The 20744-nt window shown below is 46.6% G+C and carries 16 protein-coding genes; 10 read left to right on the forward strand and 6 right to left on the reverse strand.

Features of this window, described 5'->3' with window-relative positions; all coding sequences use genetic code 11:
- Positions 1-28: 28 nt before the first annotated feature.
- From AAEY83_RS03035 to AAEY83_RS03060, 6 genes are all read left to right on the forward strand, one after another.
- Positions 29-1231 (forward strand): 3-oxoadipyl-CoA thiolase, encoded by a 1203-nt coding sequence (locus tag AAEY83_RS03035; protein ID WP_025646958.1) that lies wholly within the window; start codon positions 29-31, stop codon positions 1229-1231.
- Positions 1232-1777: 546 nt separating this feature from the next.
- Positions 1778-2929 carry an acyl-CoA dehydrogenase family protein gene (locus tag AAEY83_RS03040; protein WP_025646959.1) on the forward strand — a complete coding sequence of 384 codons (1152 nt, stop codon included), beginning with the start codon at positions 1778-1780 and terminating at the stop codon, positions 2927-2929.
- Between the two features lie 280 nt (positions 2930-3209).
- Entirely contained in the window at positions 3210-4418 is a 1209-nt protein-coding gene (locus AAEY83_RS03045) for an acetyl-CoA C-acetyltransferase (protein WP_025646960.1), read from the forward strand.
- 55 nt (positions 4419-4473) lie between these two features.
- On the forward strand, positions 4474-6654 hold the full coding sequence (locus tag AAEY83_RS03050) for a 3-hydroxyacyl-CoA dehydrogenase NAD-binding domain-containing protein (protein WP_025646961.1): 2181 nt from the start codon (positions 4474-4476) through the stop codon (positions 6652-6654).
- Positions 6647-7735 carry a CaiB/BaiF CoA transferase family protein gene (locus AAEY83_RS03055; RefSeq protein ID WP_025646962.1) on the forward strand — a complete coding sequence of 363 codons (1089 nt, stop codon included), beginning with the start codon at positions 6647-6649 and terminating at the stop codon, positions 7733-7735. Before AAEY83_RS03050 ends, AAEY83_RS03055 begins: the two co-directional genes overlap by 8 nt.
- 73 nt (positions 7736-7808) lie before the next feature.
- Complete coding sequence (locus tag AAEY83_RS03060) at positions 7809-9398, forward strand: AMP-binding protein (RefSeq protein ID WP_227501960.1); 1590 nt, start codon at positions 7809-7811, stop codon at positions 9396-9398.
- Between the two features lie 181 nt (positions 9399-9579).
- Here AAEY83_RS03060 and AAEY83_RS03070 read toward each other — a convergent pair whose 3' ends face one another.
- A complete protein-coding gene (locus AAEY83_RS03070) occupies positions 9580-10290 on the reverse strand; it encodes a TetR/AcrR family transcriptional regulator (protein ID WP_025646963.1) in 711 nt (236 codons plus the stop codon).
- Between the two features lie 489 nt (positions 10291-10779).
- Between AAEY83_RS03070 and AAEY83_RS03075 the strand changes: the two genes are divergently transcribed.
- Positions 10780-11856: an RNA-guided endonuclease InsQ/TnpB family protein gene (locus AAEY83_RS03075; RefSeq protein ID WP_351058451.1), complete on the forward strand. Its 1077-nt coding sequence runs from the start codon at positions 10780-10782 to the stop codon at positions 11854-11856.
- Between the two features lie 142 nt (positions 11857-11998).
- Here the strand turns inward: AAEY83_RS03075 and phoU are convergent, their stop codons facing one another.
- From phoU to pstS, 5 genes are all read right to left on the reverse strand, one after another.
- Positions 11999-12727, reverse strand: coding sequence for a phosphate signaling complex protein PhoU (phoU, locus tag AAEY83_RS03080; RefSeq protein WP_025646965.1), 729 nt, complete (start codon positions 12725-12727; stop codon positions 11999-12001).
- A gap of 76 nt (positions 12728-12803) precedes the next feature.
- Complete coding sequence (gene pstB, locus AAEY83_RS03085) at positions 12804-13547, reverse strand: phosphate ABC transporter ATP-binding protein PstB (protein ID WP_051397514.1); 744 nt, start codon at positions 13545-13547, stop codon at positions 12804-12806.
- 243 nt (positions 13548-13790) lie between these two features.
- Positions 13791-14603 (reverse strand): phosphate ABC transporter permease PstA, encoded by an 813-nt coding sequence (gene pstA / locus AAEY83_RS03090; protein WP_227501963.1) that lies wholly within the window; start codon positions 14601-14603, stop codon positions 13791-13793.
- Between the two features lie 169 nt (positions 14604-14772).
- Entirely contained in the window at positions 14773-15729 is a 957-nt protein-coding gene (pstC, locus tag AAEY83_RS03095) for a phosphate ABC transporter permease subunit PstC (RefSeq protein ID WP_025646968.1), read from the reverse strand.
- Between the two features lie 113 nt (positions 15730-15842).
- Entirely contained in the window at positions 15843-16985 is a 1143-nt protein-coding gene (gene pstS / locus AAEY83_RS03100; protein WP_025646969.1) for a phosphate ABC transporter substrate-binding protein PstS, read from the reverse strand.
- Between the two features lie 359 nt (positions 16986-17344).
- Here pstS and phoB point away from each other — a divergent pair, with 359 nt between their 5' ends.
- The 3 genes from phoB to AAEY83_RS03115 all read left to right on the forward strand — a co-directional run bounded on the left by phoB (position 17345) and on the right by AAEY83_RS03115 (position 20669).
- On the forward strand, positions 17345-18043 hold the full coding sequence (gene phoB, locus AAEY83_RS03105; protein ID WP_025646970.1) for a phosphate regulon transcriptional regulator PhoB: 699 nt from the start codon (positions 17345-17347) through the stop codon (positions 18041-18043).
- 63 nt (positions 18044-18106) lie between these two features.
- Entirely contained in the window at positions 18107-19225 is a 1119-nt protein-coding gene (gene phoR / locus AAEY83_RS03110; protein WP_025646971.1) for a phosphate regulon sensor histidine kinase PhoR, read from the forward strand.
- 304 nt (positions 19226-19529) lie between these two features.
- Positions 19530-20669: a M14 family metallopeptidase gene (locus AAEY83_RS03115; RefSeq protein ID WP_025646972.1), complete on the forward strand. Its 1140-nt coding sequence runs from the start codon at positions 19530-19532 to the stop codon at positions 20667-20669.
- Positions 20670-20744: the final 75 nt, after the last annotated feature.

The raw sequence follows: 20744 nt of genomic DNA on the forward strand, positions 1-20744 counted from the left end.
CACTCTTAAAACACAACAAGGATAAGTGATGTTAGATGCCTATATTTATGATGGCTTAAGAAGCCCTTTTGGTCGCCATGGCGGCGCACTTGCCACCGTGCGTCCCGATAATATGATCGCGGCAGTGATAAAAGCTTTGGTTGAAAAGCACCAACTGCCCAGCGATATCTTTGATGAAGTGCTCATCGGCAATACCAACCAAGCGGGTGAAGACTCACGCAATATTGCTCGCAATGCCGCATTACTAGGGGGATTAGATGTGACAACGCCCGGTCAAACCGTCAATCGTCTATGTGCGTCAGGGCTATCTACTGTCATTGATGCCGCTCGTAGTATCACTTGTAACGAGGGGGATGTATTTTTGGCAGGTGGCGTTGAGTCCATGACCCGCGCGCCATTTGTGTTTGCCAAAACTGAGCAGCCTTTTAGTCGCGACTTTAAAGTATTTGATACCACTATTGGTAGCCGATTTCCCAATCCTGTTTTAACCAAAGCATTTGGTAGCGACAGTATGCCGCAAACGGGCGATAATGTCGCGCGCAAATACGATATCAGCCGAGAAGAAGCAGATAAATTCGCAGCCGCCTCGCAAGCGAAATATCAAGCTGCTAAACAAGCCGGGTTCTTTGACGATGAAATCACGCCCATTAGGGTATCGCAAGGTAAAAAATTACCAGACGAAGCGATAATGGAAGATGAGCATCCTCGCGCTAGCTCTACTGTGGATGCTTTGCAAAAACTGAAACCTTTGAATGAGAATGGCGTGGTCACAGCAGGCAACGCGTCGGGTATTAACGATGGCGCAGCGGCGCTAATTATTGGCTCAACGCAGGCAGAAGAAAGGTTAGGGTTTAAACCTATCGCTAAGATTTTATCCTCAGGCGCGATGGGCGTTGAGCCAAATATTATGGGCGTGGGTCCTGTTGAGGCGATTAAACTGGCACTAAAACGTGCCAATTTGACCCTTGATGATATGTCCATCATCGAGATTAACGAAGCCTTTGCCTCGCAAGTACTGGGTTGTCTAAAGGGTTTGAATATTCACTTTGATGACACCCGCGTTAATCCAAACGGCGGGGCGATTGCGGTCGGTCATCCGCTAGGTGCATCAGGTGCAAGGCTCGCGTTAAGTACGGCGCGCGAGCTACAGCGCACGGGTGGACGATATGCGGTCGTTAGCTTATGCATTGGTATCGGGCAAGGGCTGGCTATGGTCATAGAGCGGGTCTGAGCCTATAAGTCATCTCTCAAATCTCATGCAAAAGGGCCTGTTTTTTCACCTTGTTCTACTTATCTATTCTTTGATAGGTTATCAACGATATGGCCCTTATATGCTGATTTATTTTCATTTTTTTAATCGAGCTTCCACAACTAAGCTTCTTTAACCAAGCATCTTTACTTAAGACTCTTAATATAGAATTCTTAAAGCTCCAGCAATCTCATCTCAGTCTCATTTCAGTTATCTAATTTTATCTACCTATGCTGCTACCCCGCGGCTATTTACTTTTTCATAATCAGTATGAGCAATTGCGTTACTGATACAAACTATTAACTCATATTTAAACAATGGTAATTATAATTACCATTGTTTAAATATGAGTTGCAACATAATACTTGCTATTCTAGTATAAATCCCATGGCTTGATATCTGAAGACGGTATCAAAGAATTTATAAGGGTAATAAATATTACTATTTATTATTAACCTGCCATAAAAAGTTTTGCACTATCATTATTGATTTAATTATTACTAGAAAACCTTGTCAAGGAAAGACATTATGAGCATCAGAACATTTTCAGCAAAGTGGATGACCGAAGAGCACGAAATGGTGTACGACAGTGCTCTAAAAATGTTTCAAAGCTGGGAGGACAGAGACGAAGGATGGCGCGAGGCTGGCATGATCGATCGCGATGCTTGGGAAGAGGCGGGCGAGATGGGCTTTTTATGTGCCTCAATACCAGAAGCATACGGCGGCGGTGGCGGTGATTTTGGTCATGAAGCGGCTATCATTTTGGCGCAAGCGCAGGCGAACCAAGCCGGGTATGGCGGTATGGTGCATTCAGGTATTGTGGCGCCTTATATCTATAAGCTTGGCACAGAAGATCAGAAAAAGTCGATATTACCAAAAATGGCAACAGGCGACTATATCGGCGCGATTGCGATGACCGAACCGGGTACGGGTTCTGACTTACAGGCCATTAAGACTTATGCGACAAAAGACGGTGACGACTATATTATTAATGGTTCAAAAACCTTTATCACTAACGGTCAGCATGCCAATGTTGTGCTACTCGCGTGTAAAACAGATCGTGACAAAGGCGCGCAAGGCGTCTCTCTTATCCTAGTTGAGACAGACGATCTACAAGGGTTTTCGCGCGGTCGTAACCTCAAAAAGACGGGCCTTACCGGACAAGATACCTCAGAGCTATTCTTCGATAATGTCCGTGTGCCACAAAAAAACATACTCGGCGGTATGGAAGGTCTAGGCTTTATGCATATGATGCAGGAGTTGCCACAAGAGCGCCTGATTATTGCTCTGAGTGGCTGCGGCGCTATGAAACTGGCTTTAGAGCTGACCCTCGATTATGTCAAACAGCGTGAAGCTTTTGGCAAGCCGATTTGGGGTTTCCAAAATACGCGCTTTAAGCTCGCTGAGGTGCAAGCGGATTATTTAGCGGTAAAAACCTTATGCGATTCAGCAGTAGAGGCACAAATAGAAGGTAAACTTGATGCCGCGCAAGCCTCGCTCATTAAGTACTGGGTGACAGAAAAACAGTGCAAAACGATGGATGAGTGTCTGCAACTGTTTGGCGGTTATGGCTATATGTCAGAGTATCCAATCGCTCGCATGTATGCCGATGCTCGGGTACAAAAAATATACGGCGGCACTAATGAGATTATGAAAGAGCTGGCGTCACGCTTTATGTAACCATTTTTTTAAGTCACTGTTTTATTGATATTATCGCTATAGTTAATTCACTTTAAAAACGATACAGTGCGGTTGGGATGAATTTTTCGCAGCCTCTGACTGCAACGACACAGCACGCAAGTAAAATTTATAACAACTGCACGAATACATTAGCGTATCGGTTGTATTTCGAACTGAATATAGTATAAAAGCTAGAGCTGGATTTATGACAATTAAGTTCAGCCTTAGAATTAAGGCTTAGTGACAATAATTTATTTGAAGGACAGAAAAAGGGAATTTTATGACTGAGACGGCTTATATTTTTGACAGTATCCGTACGCCGCGCGGCAAGGGTAAGCAGGACGGCTCTTTGTATCAAGCATCGCCGATTTGGCTGGTGCGTGGTTTATTAAAAGAGATGCAGCAGCGTCATCATTTGGATACAAGTCTAGTCGATGATGTGGTACTCGGCTGTGTGACACCCGTTGGCGAACAAGGTTCTGATATCGCGCGTATTGCCGTGCTCGATGCCGATTGGGATCAAAGCGTTGCAGGCGTCACGCTGTCTAGATACTGCGCCTCAGGGCTTGAGTCGATCAACCTTGCCGCAGCAAAAGTCATGTCGGGTATGGAGGACATGGTCGTCGCTGGTGGCGTCGAGTCAATGAGCCGTGTGCCTATGGGTTCTGATGGCGGTGCTTGGTACATGGATCCACGGGTCAATGACGGTACTGGTTTTGTCCCACAAGGGGTGGGTGCCGATACCATAGCCACGCTCAAAGGTTTTAGTCGCAGCGATGTCGATGCGTTCGCTACCCAGTCACACCAAAGAGCTGCCAAAGCTTGGGAGCAGGGCTATTTTGATAAGTCAGTAGTACCTGTCAAAGATCTCAACGGTATGCTGCTATTAGCGAAAGATGAGACTATTCGTCCCAGTACGACGCCTGAGACGCTAGCAGGCCTAAACCCTTCTTTTGCTATGCCTGGTCAAATGGGTTTTGATAGTGTGATTTTAGATAAATACACCACTATCGAAACTGTCAATCATGTGCATCATGCGGGCAATTCCTCAGGCATCGTCGATGGTGCCGCGTTATGCCTAGTCGGCAGCGCTGCTGCAGGCAAAAAAGCCGGTCTGAAACCACGAGCCAAGATTACGATGGCCTCAGTCATAGGCTCTGAGCCTTCGATCATGCTCACAGGTCCAACCCCTGCTTGTAGAAAAGCACTCGACAAGGCGGGTATGCAAGCCTCCGATATCGATCTTTGGGAGATTAATGAAGCTTTTGCCGCTGTCCCTATGAATACAGCGGATGATCTTGGCATCTCGCTTGATATCGTCAACGTCAATGGCGGCGCTATCGCTATGGGTCATCCGCTTGGTGCTACAGGTGCGATGCTGATGACAACGGTGCTCGACGAGCTTGAGCGCCGTGATCTTAAAACCGCCATGCTTACCTTATGTGTCGGCGGTGGTATGGGTATTGCCACCATCATTGAGCGCGTATAACACTCTACCTGTTAAATAGATAGTGATAACTAAGAGATCATTTAAGGGACAAAAAATGACAACGACTACAGACAGCTTTGATGCAATAAACAAGCTAGCAAATTTTTCAGCTGAGCGGGATGATGAGGGTATCATCACCGTATCTATCGATCAAAGCGATCGTAAAATGAACGTTATCGGCGATGGTTTTAACGACGCTTTTGCGACTGTGACGGACAGCTTTATTGGTGATGATTCTGCGAAAGGCTTAATTCTAACCTCGGCAAAAAACAGTTTCGTGGTTGGCGCAGATATCGATCAGCTCTCTAATATACAAACCGCGCAGCAAGCCTTTGACTTGGTTGAAGAATTAAAAGGCAGCCTCCGCAGGCTTGAGACCGCAGGCAAGCCCGTCGTGGCTGCGATGACAGGAACGGCGCTTGGCGGCGGGTTGGAGCTGGCATTAGCTTGTCATTATCGCATTGCGATTGACTCGCCAAAGACTAAGCTGGGTCTGCCAGAAGTCAAACTTGGCTTGCTACCTGGCGGCGGTGGTACTCAGCGTCTACCAAGGCTAGTTGGCATTCAAAAATCGCTAGAGCTAATGACCCAAGGCAAAGAGCTACGGCCTAAAGCCGCAATGGATATCGGTCTTATCGACGCTATAGCGACGGACAATGAAGATATGTTAGCGCAAGCCAAAGCGTGGATCAAAGCCAATCCGCAAGCAAAGCAGCCTTGGGATAAAAAGGGCTTTAAAATTCCCGGCGGTGATAGCAAGCATCCAAAAGTAGTACAAGTATTCTCTATCGCGCCTGCGATGGCGAATCAAAAGTCGCATGGTAATTATCCTGCGACCACTCATATAATGTCTTGCGTCTTTGAAGGATGCATTGTCGATATCGACACTGGCCTTGAGCTTGAGTCGCGCTATTTTGCCGCTTGTGTGCTATCGCCTGAATCTAGAAATATGATCAGCACGCTTTGGACGCAGCTTAACAACATCAAAAAAGGCCAATCACGTCCTGATAGCTTTGAGCGCTATCAAACCAAAAAGGTGGGTATCTTAGGTGCGGGTATGATGGGCGCAGGCATCGCTTATGTCACGGCTAAAGTCGGTATCGATGTGGTTTTACTCGATACAGATATAGCAGGAGCTGAAAAGGGCAAAGCCTATTCTGAGACTATTTTAGATAAAGCCATCAGCCGTAAACGTTCTACCGAGGACAAAAAACAAGCGCTGCTAGCTCGTATTAAACCAACCGTCTCCTATGACGACCTAAAAGATTGTGATTTGATAATTGAAGCGGTGTTTGAAAACCGTGAAATCAAAGCTAAGTGTACTGAGCAAGCGGAAGCCGTTATACCAGAAACGGCCGTTTATGCGTCTAATACCTCAACTCTGCCTATCACCGGACTGGCTGAGGCCAGCCAGCGCCCGCAGCAGTTTATCGGTCTGCATTTCTTCTCGCCAGTTGATAAGATGCCGTTGGTTGAGATTATCGTAGGCGCGCAAACCGATGATGCAACTTTAGCCAAAGCTTTTGATTACGTCGGTCAAATCGGCAAAACCCCAATCGTCGTCAATGATAGTCGCGGCTTTTATACCTCGCGGGTGTTTGGTACTTATGTCTCAGAAGGCGTCGCTATGCTAGGCGAAGGCGTGCATCCCCGCAGTATTGAGGTCGCAGGTCTAAAGACGGGTATGCCTATGCCGCCCTTAGCGCTACAAGATGAGGTGTCGTTAAGCTTAGCGCTGCATGTTAGCGAGCAACAGCAAAAAGATATGGAGGTGGAGGGTAAAACCATGGCGATGCGTCCCTCTTACGACATTCTTAAAACCTTAGTCAAAGAGCATGAGCGCGAAGGTAAAAAGAACGGCAAAGGCTTTTATGACTATCCAGACAAAGGCGACAAGCATCTATGGCCTAAGCTGACCGAGCTCTATCCAACCAGTAGCGAGCAGCCCTCGCAACAAGATCTAGTCGATCGCTTGATGTTTATTCAAGCCAACGAGTCGGCGAAATGTTTTGAAGAAAACGTGGTGCGCTCGGTCGCAGATACCAACATCGGCTCTATCTTTGGTTGGGGTTTTGCTCCAAACCAAGGCGGCACTTTGCAGTTTATCAACTCCATGGGTGTCGAGCGCTTTGTCGCTCGTAGCCGTGAGCTAGCCAAGCAATATGGCGAGCGTTTTGAGCCGGCTAAGATTTTGGTAGATATGGCTGCAAGTGGCGAGGAGTTTGTGGATGGCTAATTTAGCTCACGCAATAGAGGGTATGAGCGACTGCTTACAAGGACTGCGCGTTGTAGATTTGACGCGCAACCTACCTGGGCCCTTTGCCACGCGTCTGCTTGCGGATTTGGGCGCTGAGATTACCAAGGTTGAGCCAAAAAGCGGCGATCCTGCCCGCGCTTTAGGCGGCTTGTTTGAAGCTTTAAATCACGGCAAAACTATCGGTAAGGTTGATTTTCGCGACCCCAAAGGCATAGAGGTTATCAAAGCGCATCTCAAAGACGCTGATGTCATGCTCGATAGCTTTCGCCCTGGGGTGCTAAAAGGGATGGGGTTAGACGCCCAAACCTTACATGCTATTAATCCAAAATTGGTTATCGTCTCTATTACGGGTTACGGCATGACTAACGATAGTGATAACGCTCAAATCGCTCACGACTGGGCAGATAAAGCCGGTCATGATATCAACTTTATGGCGATGAGTGGCGTACTTGATCAGCTGCGCACAGCAACTGGTGAGCAGGCCATGCCTAACATTCAGTTTGCCGATTTGGCAGGTGGTAGTGATACGGCAGTAATTGCCTTGTTAGCAGCGGTATTCGCCGCACAGCGCACAGGTAAAGGTCGCCATGTTGCGATGAGTATGACTCATAGCTTGTATAACCATATGGTCATGCCAAAAGCGACAGGGGAGCTCGTCAAAAGCTTCTCAGGACAAAACCCGCCGCCAAATTATGACTTCTTGGGTGGACTATTGCCTTGTTATCGCTTATATCAAACGTCTGATAAACGCTACATAGCGGTAGGCTCACTAGAGCTAAAATTTTGGCAAGGGCTGTGCGAGGTATTGGGGCTGCCTGAGCTCAAAGACGCGCATTGGCAGCGCGGGGTGATGCCAAACCTGCCTGAAAGCCGTGAGGCGGCCACAAAAGTCAGTGATAAGTTTGCCAGTCAACCGCTTGAGTTTTGGCAGCAAGCTTTTGAGACTACAGACGTTTGTGTAACGCCAGTACTGAGCTTAGAGGAGGCCAAGAGTCATCCACTATTTGCCCATCAAGATGAGCACCAGACAACATTAGGATGGCAAGTTATAAAAGACTGAATTTAAAAGCTAGTTTTTGTGGATGCAGGGTCAACATTATCTACTATAAATCGATTACCAAGGAAGGTAAGTTATGGATAAGTTTTGGACACAGGGTTATCCAGCGGGGGTTAATGCCTATATAGATCGACCACATAGTACGGTGCTAGATATATTTGATGATAAATTGCAAGCGTTTGCTGATCGTCAGTTTACTAGCAATATGGGCGTCAGCTACTCCTATGCGCAAATCGATAGCATGTCATTGCAGATTGCCGCTTGGATTCAAAATTTGGGACTCGCTAAAGGCTCAGTCATAGCTATTATGATGCCGAATGTTCATCAGTACCTGCCTATTGTCATCGGTGTTATACGTGCAGGTATGGTGACCACCCTCATTAACCCGCTGTATAGCCCTCGCGAGTTAAAGCATCAGCTGATTGACTCCGATGCAAAAGCCATTTTTATTTTAGAACCTTTTTGTAATACGCTTGAAACAATAATCGATGAAACTCTTATCAGAACCGTCGTCGTTAGTAAAATTGGCGATATGTTAGGAGCGGCTAAGGGGATGGCAATAGATATCGCCGCAAAATATCTAAAAAAAGCCGTTCCTAGTTATCAGCTGACATCCAATGCTAGCTACAGCGTCATCAGTTATAAAGCGCTACTAAAACAAGCCAAAATCCTACCTTATACGCGTCCAGACATCAGCCCAGATGATTTACTCATGTTGCAATATACTGGCGGCACGACAGGGGTTGCTAAAGGTATCTTAATCAATAATAAAAATGTCGTCACCGCGACTTATCAGTACGTTGAATGGTTCAAACCGGTCTATGCTGGTATGGCTGATAACGTGCAGATGAATACCATTATTGCCCTGCCGCTGTATCATATCTATGCTTTTATCTGCTCGATAGTTGGCTTAACGGTCGGTCAGCATCTGACTTTAGTCACTAACCCGCGTGACCTTGATAGCTTTATTAAAATTTTAGCCAAACGTCCTTTTCATCTGCTGCCCGGGGTGAACACGCTGTTTCAAGCTTTTGTCAGCCATTCTGACTTTCGTAAACTGGATTTCTCAGAATGTAAATTAACGGTAGTGGGCGGTATGGCAGCCACGCCTGAGACGGCCAAACGCTGGCTTGAAATCACAGGACTGCCTATTTTGGAAGGCTGGGGGATGTCTGAGACACTAGGCGTAGGAACTGCCAATCCATTTGATGGTACCGAGTACACGGGCAACGTCGGTTTGCCGCTACCTGGCGTGGATATTAGTATTCGCAATGATGGGGATGAGGTGCTAGGTTTAAATGAGGTGGGCGAGATGTGTATCAAAGGCGATAACGTCATCACAACCTATCATAATATCGATAATGCCAAATTTTTCACTGCTGATGGCTACCTAAAAACCGGTGATATCGCCTCGATGAATGAGCAAGGTTTCATCAAAATATACGACCGCAAAAAAGATATGATCATCGTCAGCGGCTTTAATGTTTATCCTAATGAAGTCGAAAACGTCATCGAGACTCAACCCAATGTTGCCGAGTGCTCTGTCGTTGGTATTGCTGATAAAAGCCAAGGACAGGCGGTCAAAGCCTATATCGTTAAGGCTGATGAAAACTTAATGGCGGAGGATATAAAAATGCTGTGTAAAGAAAAATTTAGCCGGCTATAAATGTCCTCGCCATATCGAATTTATAGACGAGCTGCCAAAATCTACTGTCGGTAAAATATTACGTCATGAGCTGAGAAAAGCGGCCAATAAAGCGTAAAAAACGCTTTAGTTTAAAGGCTATTAAAAAACTGAGTTTAACTAAATTAGCTTTTTAATAGCTGGGTTTGAATGAATGATCTGCTTATAAGTCGGATAACTCAGGCTTCGACATAGAGCGCCACAATATACTAAATAAAGCATCAAAATTTGCGTTTAGTGGTGCCTCTGCTTGACGAATTGTTTGCATAATACCAAGGCGACTAATAAAGCCCATAAACACATCAAATAAGATGTGCAGTGGCACAGTGTCTACTAATACTCCGCGCTTTTGACCATCTTCAAGCACGCTTAAAAATGCATTAATTAGCTCTTTATTATTATAAATTGCGATGTTATGAAAACGCGCTATCGAGACTTTAGACAGCACCATCACCGCGTCTGGATGCGTATCGACAAAATCTAAGCATACCCATAGCGTTTTACGCAGGCGATCTTCAACGCTATCGATACCTTGCAGATGATCCATCATTCTAGTGGCAAGTCTGCCTAGCACTAAATCCATAATGGTATAAAGTACCGTTTGCTTATCGCCAAAGTACTTATAAAGCGTCTGCAGTGACACATTTGCCGTCTTGGCAATTTGTATCATAGTAATATCGCTGGCATCACTATCGGCAAAAAGCAGACGAACCGCTTTTTCTACTTTCTCTAATGTCGCAGGACGCATCTCACTCAGAGGCGCTACAGCTAAAGGCGTAGTACGCGTGTCTTTTTTAAGTTTACTGCTCTTTGGTTGGCCAGTTTTGTTTTTACGATTAGAGTTAGAAGGCGGTTTTGATCGAGTAGGTGGCATATCTTATTGTTCCTTATAGGCTCATTATTTAACTAACTTTTCGCTCAAACTATTCAGTGATGATAATAAAAATTACCATTGTAAAGCATTTTATTGCAATGAGTCAGTGGGATATCTAGAATAAAAGCAGTAAATCCTATGCTTAGTTTATAGTTATAAACCAGCAATAAGGTAATTACAATTACTATTATAATTCAAGCGTGCATACCACAAGAATATCAAAATAGAATTTGATTATGTCGTGGTTGGTGGGGTTCGGCAGGTTGCATGCTCGCAGCGCGCCTTCTAGAGCATGCAGACGTTCATGTTTGCTTGCTCAGGAAGCGGTGAGGGTAAAGACTTAGCCGTTCGTGTGCCGGCAGGAAGGGTGTTTATCATTCAGCGCCGTAAAACCACGTCCTTCTAGGGCGTAGATATCAGACGTCAGTCGTTGTCGTACAATATTGTGAATACCTTGATAAACAACTGCATTGAGATCATAATTAATCCATGAAAACGCTCAAACTACGCATCAAAGACAAACACGCCACTCAGCTTAATATCTTAGCTGGTGCAGTTAATTTTGTCTGGAACTACGTCAATGAGCTGAGTTTTAAACATTTACAGCGCACTGGCAAATTCTTTTCAGCCTATGACTTGGCCGCTTATACCAAAGGGGCGGGTGAATACCTAAATCTGCACAGCCAAACCTTGCAAGCGATTAGTGAGGTTCACTCCAAAAGCCGAAAACAGTTTAAAAAAGCCAAACTCAACTGGCGCACCAACAACCCAAAGGCCAAGAGAAGAAGTTTGGGCTGGATTCCTTTTAAAAAGACCGCTATTAAGCATCTAGCAACCCGTCAATCAGGCAAGAAAAGCCTTAAGTCCACTATCCAACTAAGCCTCGCTAAAGGCAAAAAACTTACTATAGATCTATGGGACAGCTATAACCTAGCCCTGTACCGCATCAATACTCTGGAGCTAGTGCAAGACAATCGCGGCTACTGGTATGCCTGTATCACCGTTAAAGAATTTCCAAAGATTAAGTGCGGCACTGGCCAAGTCGGTATTGATTTAGGCTTTAAGGATTCAGCGGTCAGTAGTAATGGCGATGTTCTAACCACTAAGCTGACCCATCAATACGCCGAAAAACTGGCCATTGCCCAAAGAGCCAAGAATAAAAAACGGGTCCGTGCCATTCACGCCAAGATCAAAAACACCCGCCAAGATCTGATCCATAAATTCACATCAAAGCTTGTTAAAGCCAACAGCCTAATCGTTGTTGGAAAGATTAAATCAACATCATTCACTTCATCCAAACTGGCCAAATCCGTCTATGATGCTGGTTGGTTTGAGATTAAGCGGCAACTGGATTACAAATGCGCGAACGCAGGTTGCCACTATCTTGAAGTCAATGAAGCGTACAGCACCCAAACCTGCTCGTGTTGCGGCTCCCGCCAAGACAGTCCGAAAGGTAGAGAAGGTCTTGGTATAAGAGTATGGTTTTGTCGTTCTTGTAAAACGACCCACCAACGTGATGTTAATGGAGCAAAAAACATTCTCGCGGTCGGGCTTGGCCGTCTTTAGTAGGAATCCCCTCACTTTAGGGAGGGGAGGAAGTCAAGGTACCTAGTAAACCTTTTAAATTAAATAACTCGATGAGTCTGTTTTGTTTATGCCAACTTAGTTTACTCTTTCTCATAGTGCTATCCTAAATAATTTTGCTTATCTAGGACAGCCCCTTGTCTTTTGACGCATCGACCGCTTGCTTGACGGTATGAAAATCGCTGTGGCGCACGTCCGTGCCGCTACTGATATAAATTACCAGCTCGGCGATGTTGCGCGCATGGTCGCCGATACGCTCAAGCGCGCGCAGTACCCACATCAAATTCATCACTTGTGTGACTTGACGCGCATCTGCCATGACATACGTCATCAGCGCCCTTAGCGCCGACTGGTACTCGAAGTCAACACTACCATCATCGCGCATCACTTCAAATGCTTCATTGGCGTGTAGTTTTTCAAAAGCCAGCAGCGCATTGTTCAGCATCAAGCGTACTTGGTTGCTCAGGTGCTGTACTTCATGGTGACAATAGGTGTTGTGATTTTCGGCGGCGATTTGTTTGGCCATATGCGCAATTTTGGTCGCTTCATCGCCGATGCGCTCGATATCGACCACGCCTTTACTCATCGCCATCACGTAGCGCAAATCACGCGCGGCAGGTTGGCGACGCGCTAAGAGCAGCAAAATATGCTCATCAATTTGCACTTCCATTTGATTGATATGGCTGTCGTGCTCAATCACCTGCTCCGCTAGCGTGCTGTCGCTCTCAATCAAGGCGCGCATGGCATGCGCTACCTGCTCATCCACTTGCGCGCCCATGTGCAAAAATAAGGTCGTGGTTTCTTTTAAATCATGGTCAAAGCTGCGCGAGGTGTGCGCCATTTGATGCGGCATGATGGTGTCCTCATAAGGCAAAAATAAGACAAAAAAGATGCCGCAACAGAGCGGCATCGGTAGCAATTATGGCAACTTAACCGTAACGACCTGTGATGTAGTCTTCGGTCGCTTTTTGCGTAGGGTTGGTAAAGACTTGGTCGGTCTTGCCAATCTCAACCATATCACCCAGATACATATAGGCGGTGTAGTCTGAGATACGCGCCGCTTGCTGCATATTGTGGGTCACAATCGCGATGGTGTAGTCTTGTTTTAAATCTTCAATCAAGTCTTCAATCGCACCTGTTGAGATGGGGTCAAGGGCGGAGGTTGGCTCATCGAGAAGCAATACTTCAGGTTTGGTGGCCACGCCGCGCGCGATACACAAGCGCTGCTGCTGACCACCTGAGAGTGACAGACCTGAGGCGTTTAGCTTGTTTTTAACCTCATCCCACAGTGCCGCTTTTTTAAGTGCCCATTCGACACGTTCGGCCAGATCCGCTTTAGACAGTTTTTCGTACAGACGCACACCAAAGGCAACATTATCAAAAATAGACATCGGGAACGGTGTCGGTTTTTGGAACACCATGCCGACACGAGCGCGTAGCAAATTGACATCGACCGACTTGTCTAAGATATTTTGCCCATCAAGGATGATTTGCCCATCCGCGCGCATGTTGGGATACAAATCATACATGCGGTTAAAAGTACGCAGCAGGGTTGATTTACCGCAGCCTGATGGCCCGATAAACGCGGTCACTTTGCGGTCTGGAATGTCGATAGAGATGTTTTTTAGTGCATGAAAATCACCGTAATGGAAGTTTAAATCACGGATTTGCATTTTCGCTGCTGGCGTTGCTTCTTCTGTTGTGCTGCTGGCACCTGTCTGCGTCTGTGTGTTGGCTTGTGTGTTGATAACAGGGGCCGATACAGGTGGCTGGGTGGTTTTTGTGTTCACGGCAGTGCTTTCTTCTGTAAATACGGATTTGGTCTTTGGTGTCTTGATAGCGGTGTCGGTCATGGGAGTATCCTTTTTTTCTGTCTGATATGCGTTTGTGTGGCAATGGCTGAGTCGCGGCCGTGATTAATGACGCTCACGTGCACCGATATAACGGGCGATGACATTGAGCGCAAGCACCGTAAAGGTAATCAATAGCGCCGCTGCCCAAGCTAAAGCATGCCAGTTGTCATAAGGGCTCATGGCAAACTGATAAATGGTGTTTGGCATGTTGCCCATGGCCTTACTCATATCTAAGCTAAAGTATTGGTTGTTCAGCGCTGTAAATAGCAAAGGCGCGGTCTCACCCGTGATACGGGCAAATGCGAGCAACACCCCTGTGGTCAAGCCTGCGCGCGCTGCTTTTACCGTTACGCTTAACACCAGTTTCCACTTAGGCGTACCAAGCGCATACGCCGCTTCGCGTAAGGTATTGGGCACGAGCAGCAGCATGTTTTCAGTAGTACGCACCACCACAGGAATTACGATGAGTGCCAAAGCGCACGCCCCTGCCCAACCTGAAAAGCTGCCGCCTTTTACCATCAAGGCATAGACGAACAGACCAATCACGATAGAGGGTGCCGACAGCAAAATGTCATTTAAAAAACGAATGACTTGACCCAGCTTGTTGCCGCCTGAAAATTCCGCCAAATAAATACCCGCCAACATGCCAATCGGCGCACCGATAAACAAACCGCTACTGGCAATCATGATTGAACCCACGATGGCGTTGCGCAAACCACCCTCTGTCATCGGCGGCGGCGTGTCTGCGGTAAATACTGGCATCTCAATCAAGCCGCTCATGCCTTCGATACCGAGCGTGACCAAAATCCAAAGCAGCCAAAACAAACCAAAGACCATGGCAAAAGACGCAAAGCCCAGTCCGACCTTGTTCCACATACGGCGGCGGCGGTATAAGCCGCGGTCAATCTTTTGCGCGGGCGGGGTTGAGACAGGTGACACAGCAGTCAAGCTAGACATGCACATATTCCTTTTGATTCATCGGTCGCTGGATTGACCGTTCATACAACATAACGCTTATTAAAAGTAGTAAACCGTGCGCGCCGACTTAGTGTCCTGCGCGCTTGTCCATATTGCGTAACATCAAGCGCGAGATACTCAGCACCACGAAAGTAATCATAAATAGAATCAAGCCAAGGTGTAGCAGTGACGCCAAGTGCAGTGGGTCAGAGGCTTCGGCAAATTCGTTGGCCAGCGCCGAGGTAATCGACACGCCAGAGGCGAACATACTTGGGTTGATGTTAAAGGTATTACCAATCAAGAAGGTCACCGCCATGGTCTCGCCAAGCGCCCGGCCAAGACCTAAGATTACGCCACCAACCACCCCTGTTTTGGTATAAGGCAAGATGATTTTAAACATCACTTCCCATGTGGTCGCGCCCATACCGTAGGCTGATTCTTTGAGCAAATTGGGCACCACTGAGAACACATCACGCATGGTCGCGGCGATAAAGGGAATAATCATAATCGCCAAAACAAGCGCGGCGGTAAACAGACCAATACCCATCGGCGCACCGACGAACAGCTTGCCAATCACAGGCAAATCGCCCAAATGCTCGGTCAGCCACGGCTGGATGTTATTACCAAAAAACGGCGCAAATACGAACAGACCCCACATGCCATAGATGATAGAGGGAATACCCGCGAGCAGCTCAATAGCGATGCCCAAAGGCTTCTTTAAAAAGGTTGGGCACAGCTCAGTCAAAAAGATGGCAATACCAAAGCTGATAGGCACTGCAATCACAATCGCCATAATCGAGGTCATCACCGTACCGTAAATCGGTGCCAGCGCCCCGTACTCGCCTGCGACAGGATCCCAGTTGTTGCTGGTATAAAAGTCAAAGCCAAAGGTTTGCATACTTGGCCATGCACCAACAATCAAAGAGACCAAAATTGCCCCTAAGCTCAGCAGCACAAACACCGCCGCTGCTTTGGTGGTATTTACAAAGACAGCATCCCAGCGCTTTTGTTTTGCCAATTGTGTTTGCAGATTGTGCCCTACCATAGTCACCTCAACGTTACTCTCATTACTCGAATAGATGCGCTAAATACAAGCGATGCAACGACGCCTGCGATCCGCCCCTCGGCTTGGTTACAGACGTCATGCGTTAACGGTTCTTACTGTGGGGTATAGACAGGGTTGCCATCTTTATCAACCACTTGTTTCCAGCTGTCTTTAAACAGTGCCACAGCAGTATCTGAGAATGGCACGTAGTCCAAATCTGTAGCTGCCGCGTCGCCTTGGTCGTACGCCCAGTTAAAGAAGTTCAGCACGCCTGCCACTTGTTTTGGATCTTGTGGCTGCTTGTGAACCAAGATAAAGGTCGCCGCAGCGATTGGCCATGCTTGGTCAGTTTCTGAGTTGGTAATGACTTTATAGAAGCCTTCTTGCTGAGACCAATCGATGTCGCCTGCAGCAGCAAAGCTGTCGATTGACGGCTGTACAAAGTTACCCGCTGCGTTTTTCAAGGTCGCGTGTGACATGTTGTTTTGCTTCGCGTACGCGTATTCCACATAGCCGATAGAGTTTTGCATACGGTTCACGTAGCTTGCCACACCTTCATTGCCTTTACCTGCCGCGCCGCGGTCAGAGGTTGGCCACTTAACGGTTTTGTCCACACCGACACTGCTTTGCCACTCTGGTGATACTTTTGCCAAGTAGTCCGTGAAGTTAAAGGTCGTGCCTGAGCCGTCTGAACGGAATACAGTAGTGATTGGGCTGTCTGGTAGCGTCAAGTCTGGGTTTAGCGCTTTGATTGCCGCGTCATTCCACTTGCTGATGTTGCCAAGATAGATGTCTGCCAATACTTTACCGTCAAGCTTTAGTGCGCCAGGCTCGATGCCTTCGATGTTCACGACAGGAACCACGCCACCGATAACGGTTGGGAACTGAATCAAGCCTTCTTTTTCTAGCTCTTCTGGCGTCATTGGCGCATCCGATGCCCCAAAATCAACCGTACCTGCAGTGATTTGCTTGATGCCGCCTGATGAGCCGATAGACTGATAGTTCACTTGGCCTTTGGTCGCTGCATTGTAGTCCGCTGACCACTTAGCGTAGATAGGCTGCGGAAAAGAAGCACCTGCGCCGGTGATATTCATCGACACGTTTTCAGCTGATGCGGTATTAGCGCTCTGAGTAGAGGCCGCGCTCGATTGGGCTGAAGCAGTTGATTCAGTGCTTGAGTTACTATCGGCAGATCTATTGCAAGCGGTTAAACTTAGAGTGCTTATGATGGCGACAGCCATAAATGAATAACGCATTGTTTCTCCTAAAGTTCACTATTTGTCATTATTGAGCAGTTATAATTAGCACTTCCGCTACTGCGGTATTGCTACTTGTGTTTTTCGACAACCTGTCTTGGCGGTTGATGAGCACATTGTGCCGAGCAAATATGACAGTTTGATGACATAGAGTGTTTTTTATAAATTAAGATCGCCTCAAAAAAATACGTCACGCTTCATTCTTATGAGGTTGGCAGGGATAGATTTATTTAAGAGCGGTTTGGCGATAGGATTACTGTCATTAAACTGTCATAATTATTGTGTTTAATGGACAGACGCTAATCAGTACTTATCGACTTTTCATTTCCTATTAGTATGTTAAAAAACAAGGCTGTAGTATGCACAACGAGCAAATTTTGATTGTTGATGATGAACCTGCAATTCGTGAGATGGTGATGATGACGCTAGAGATGGCAGGCTTTGAGAGTTTGCAGGCGGCCGATATCTCAGAGGCTCATCAGCAAGTCGTTGATCACAGGCCTGCGCTAATTTTGCTAGATTGGATGTTGCCAGGAGATAAGAGCGGCGTTGATTTTTGCCGTATGCTAAAAAATGATGAGATGCTCGCTGAGATACCCGTCATTATGCTGACTGCCAAAAGCGAAGAGGATAGCAAAGTACACGGGCTCGATGCTGGCGCTGATGACTATATGACCAAACCTTTCTCCACCCGAGAATTGATCTCTAGGATCAAGGCGGTACTACGTCGTAGTAGTGCACTCAGTAGTGATAGACCTATCGAAATAGGTGCACTGAGCCTAAACCCCAAAAGCCAGCGAGTGACAGCGAATGATCAGGTTATCGATTTAGGTCCTACAGAGTATCGTTTATTGGCGTTTTTTATGAGCCATCCGGAGCGTGCCTACACGCGCCCGCAGCTGTTAGATCAGGTCTGGGGCGGCAATGTCTATATTGAGGATCGAACGATTGATGTGCACATTCGCCGGCTACGTAAGTTACTAAAGCCCTTTGGCTGCCATACGTTTATTCAAACGGTGCGCGGTACAGGGTATCGGTTTTCTGGTCTGATTGAATAACGAGAGTACTATTTAAAACCGTATCGATTGTAATGTAGCCAATATTAAGGATAGTCAATAAACATGCTAACGCCGAAGGTCAGTGTAGAGACAAAACCTATGCAAAAAGACAATGTGCAAAAAAACAGTCAGGAGCAAGTATCTACTCAGAACAGTACCAAGCAACTCAAAAAGATCAGTAGCGCCTTGGGAGCTCTGCGAGATGCAGTGATTTTGCTCAATGACGATGATGGGTTGGAGTGGTGGAATCAGGCGGCGCAGGATCTATTACTATTGCAGTCAGTAGATCAAGGCAAAAGCATTTTTGACTTTATTGACGTTCCTGAGTTCCGGCAATATTATCAGACTATGACGATACCCAATGATGGTGTCCATATAGCGTCATGGCGCGATCCCAATCGATATTTGAAATGTGAGCTTACGCCTTTTGGCGACGAGAAGTTACTTATCATTTATGATGTAACTCGTTTACACCACTTAGAACAAATGCGCCGCGACTTCGTGGCTAATGTCTCTCATGAGCTGCGAACGCCATTAACCGTATTGATGGGCTATCTAGAAAACTTCTCAGATCAACCTGATATGCCGCCGCAATGGCGACGCGGTTTTGAGCTTATGACGCAGCAGACTGCGCGGATGAATAGAGTCGTTAACGATCTATTATTGCTGTCTCGGATTGAGATTGAAGAGACCCATGAGCTACATTATATCGATATGACTAAGCTGCTCACCCACGTCTACGACGACGCGCAAGCATATAACCAAGAGTATGGTCATACGCTGCATTTGCAGATAGACACCTATGATGGTCTTTATGGCTCAGAGATGTATTTAAACAGCGCCTTATCCAATCTCGTTATTAATGCTATCAAATATACCCCAAAAGCTGGCAACATCGTCATCAGTTGGACTAAGACATCAGATGGCTGCCAGTTTGCAGTCACCGATGATGGGCTTGGTATTGCTCCAGAGCATGTCGCCCGATTGACTGAGCGCTTCTATCGAGTGGATAGCGGGCGCAGTCGCGCTACGGGCGGCACGGGATTGGGACTGGCGATTGTCAAGCACGTGCTCTATCAGTACGACACCACTTTGCAGATTGAGTCGGTAGAAGGGCAGGGCTCAACCTTTAGCGCCAACTTCCCAGCTGATCATGTCAGGGCGGCTCCTGTTGCTAGATAGTAGCAGTCCAATGAACTCCTTTTACCTTTTGTACCTGATAGTCCGTAGCGTTAACGCTGGCTCAGTGCTTGACACTGTTATACTGAGTAGCCATAAGTTAGCAGCCGTAAGCTAGTTGCCCTGTTGTACTTGGGCGCCGAGTACAAGCTGAGGTGATGGGTTTACGTGCTTTTGCTCAGCGTGATGTAGATAGTATAGCGGTGCATGCATCAGCTGAGGATATGGCAACCTCTATAGAAAGTTTGCGAAATAATGCACTTGCTCATTAAGCTGTGCTATTTATCTGTAATATTAAGGAAAAAATATGCGTATCACTGCCAATTTTGATGCCGGTAACATCGAGGTTATAAGTTTAGAGAACAAACAAGATATCCAACTGTCCATACGACCGGACGCTGGTCGCGAGTTTTTTCAGTGGTTTAACTTTCGCCTGTCAGGTGAGATTGGCGACCATTATGTTCTTAATATCATGAATGCAGGAGAGGCGTCTTATGTTAAGGGCTGGGAGAATTACCAAGCGGTCGCTTCCTACGATCGCGAAGATTGGTTTCGTCTGCCCACTACCTACAAAGACGGCAAGTTGAGCATAACTGTGGATATGGCTTATGACAATATACAAATTGCTTATTTTGCGCCATACAGCTATGAGCGCCATCAAGATTTATTAGCGACGGTACAAATGCACCCGTTAGCAACTTTAGAGCATTTGGGTGAAACGCTTGATAAGCGCGACTTGACCTTAGTAAAAATAGGTAATGGCGATAGCAGTAGTGATGTAAATAAACGCAGCATTTGGATCATTGCGCGCCAGCATCCGGGCGAAACGATGGCCGAATGGCTAATTGAAGGACTGCTGTACAGCCTACTCGATGAGGACAATGCCACGGCTAAACAGCTGTTAGAAAAAGCGAATGTCTATATCGTGCCAAATATGAACCCAGATGGCAGTGTGCGCGGACATCTACGTACTAACGCTGCAGGGGCTAATCTAAACCGTGAGTGGTCAAATCCAAGTCTGGAGAGAAGCCCTGAGGTCTTTCACGTCATCAACAAAATGGAGGCCACAGGTGTAGATTTGTTTTATGATGTGCATGGTGATGAAGCGCTACCTTATGTGTTTTTGGCAGGCTCTCAAGGGGCACCAAGTTATAGTGAGCGCCTCGCACATTTGCGTGATAGATTCACCGAGGTATTGAAACTCGCTAGCGCTGACTTTCAGTCGGAATATGGTTATGAGATTGATGCACCGGGCACAGCGAACATGACAGTTGCCACTAATTGGGTAGCGGAGCATTTTGACTGTCTGGCCAATACTTTAGAGATGCCGTTTAAAGATAATGATAATGTGCCTGATGCCGATACAGGTTGGTCGCCTGAGCGTTCTATGAAACTGGGAGAAGCCTCATTACTTGCTATGTTAGCGGTCGTTGATGATTTACGGTAGCTTGATGGCTAATGTCTAAAACCTTTTTCAATGCTTAAAAGGATGTGGTTTTACGGCACTGGATGATAAAAAATC

The organism is Psychrobacter sp. TB20-MNA-CIBAN-0197 (assembly GCF_040309765.1).
GTDB classification, from domain to species: Bacteria; Pseudomonadota; Gammaproteobacteria; order Pseudomonadales; family Moraxellaceae; genus Psychrobacter; species Psychrobacter submarinus.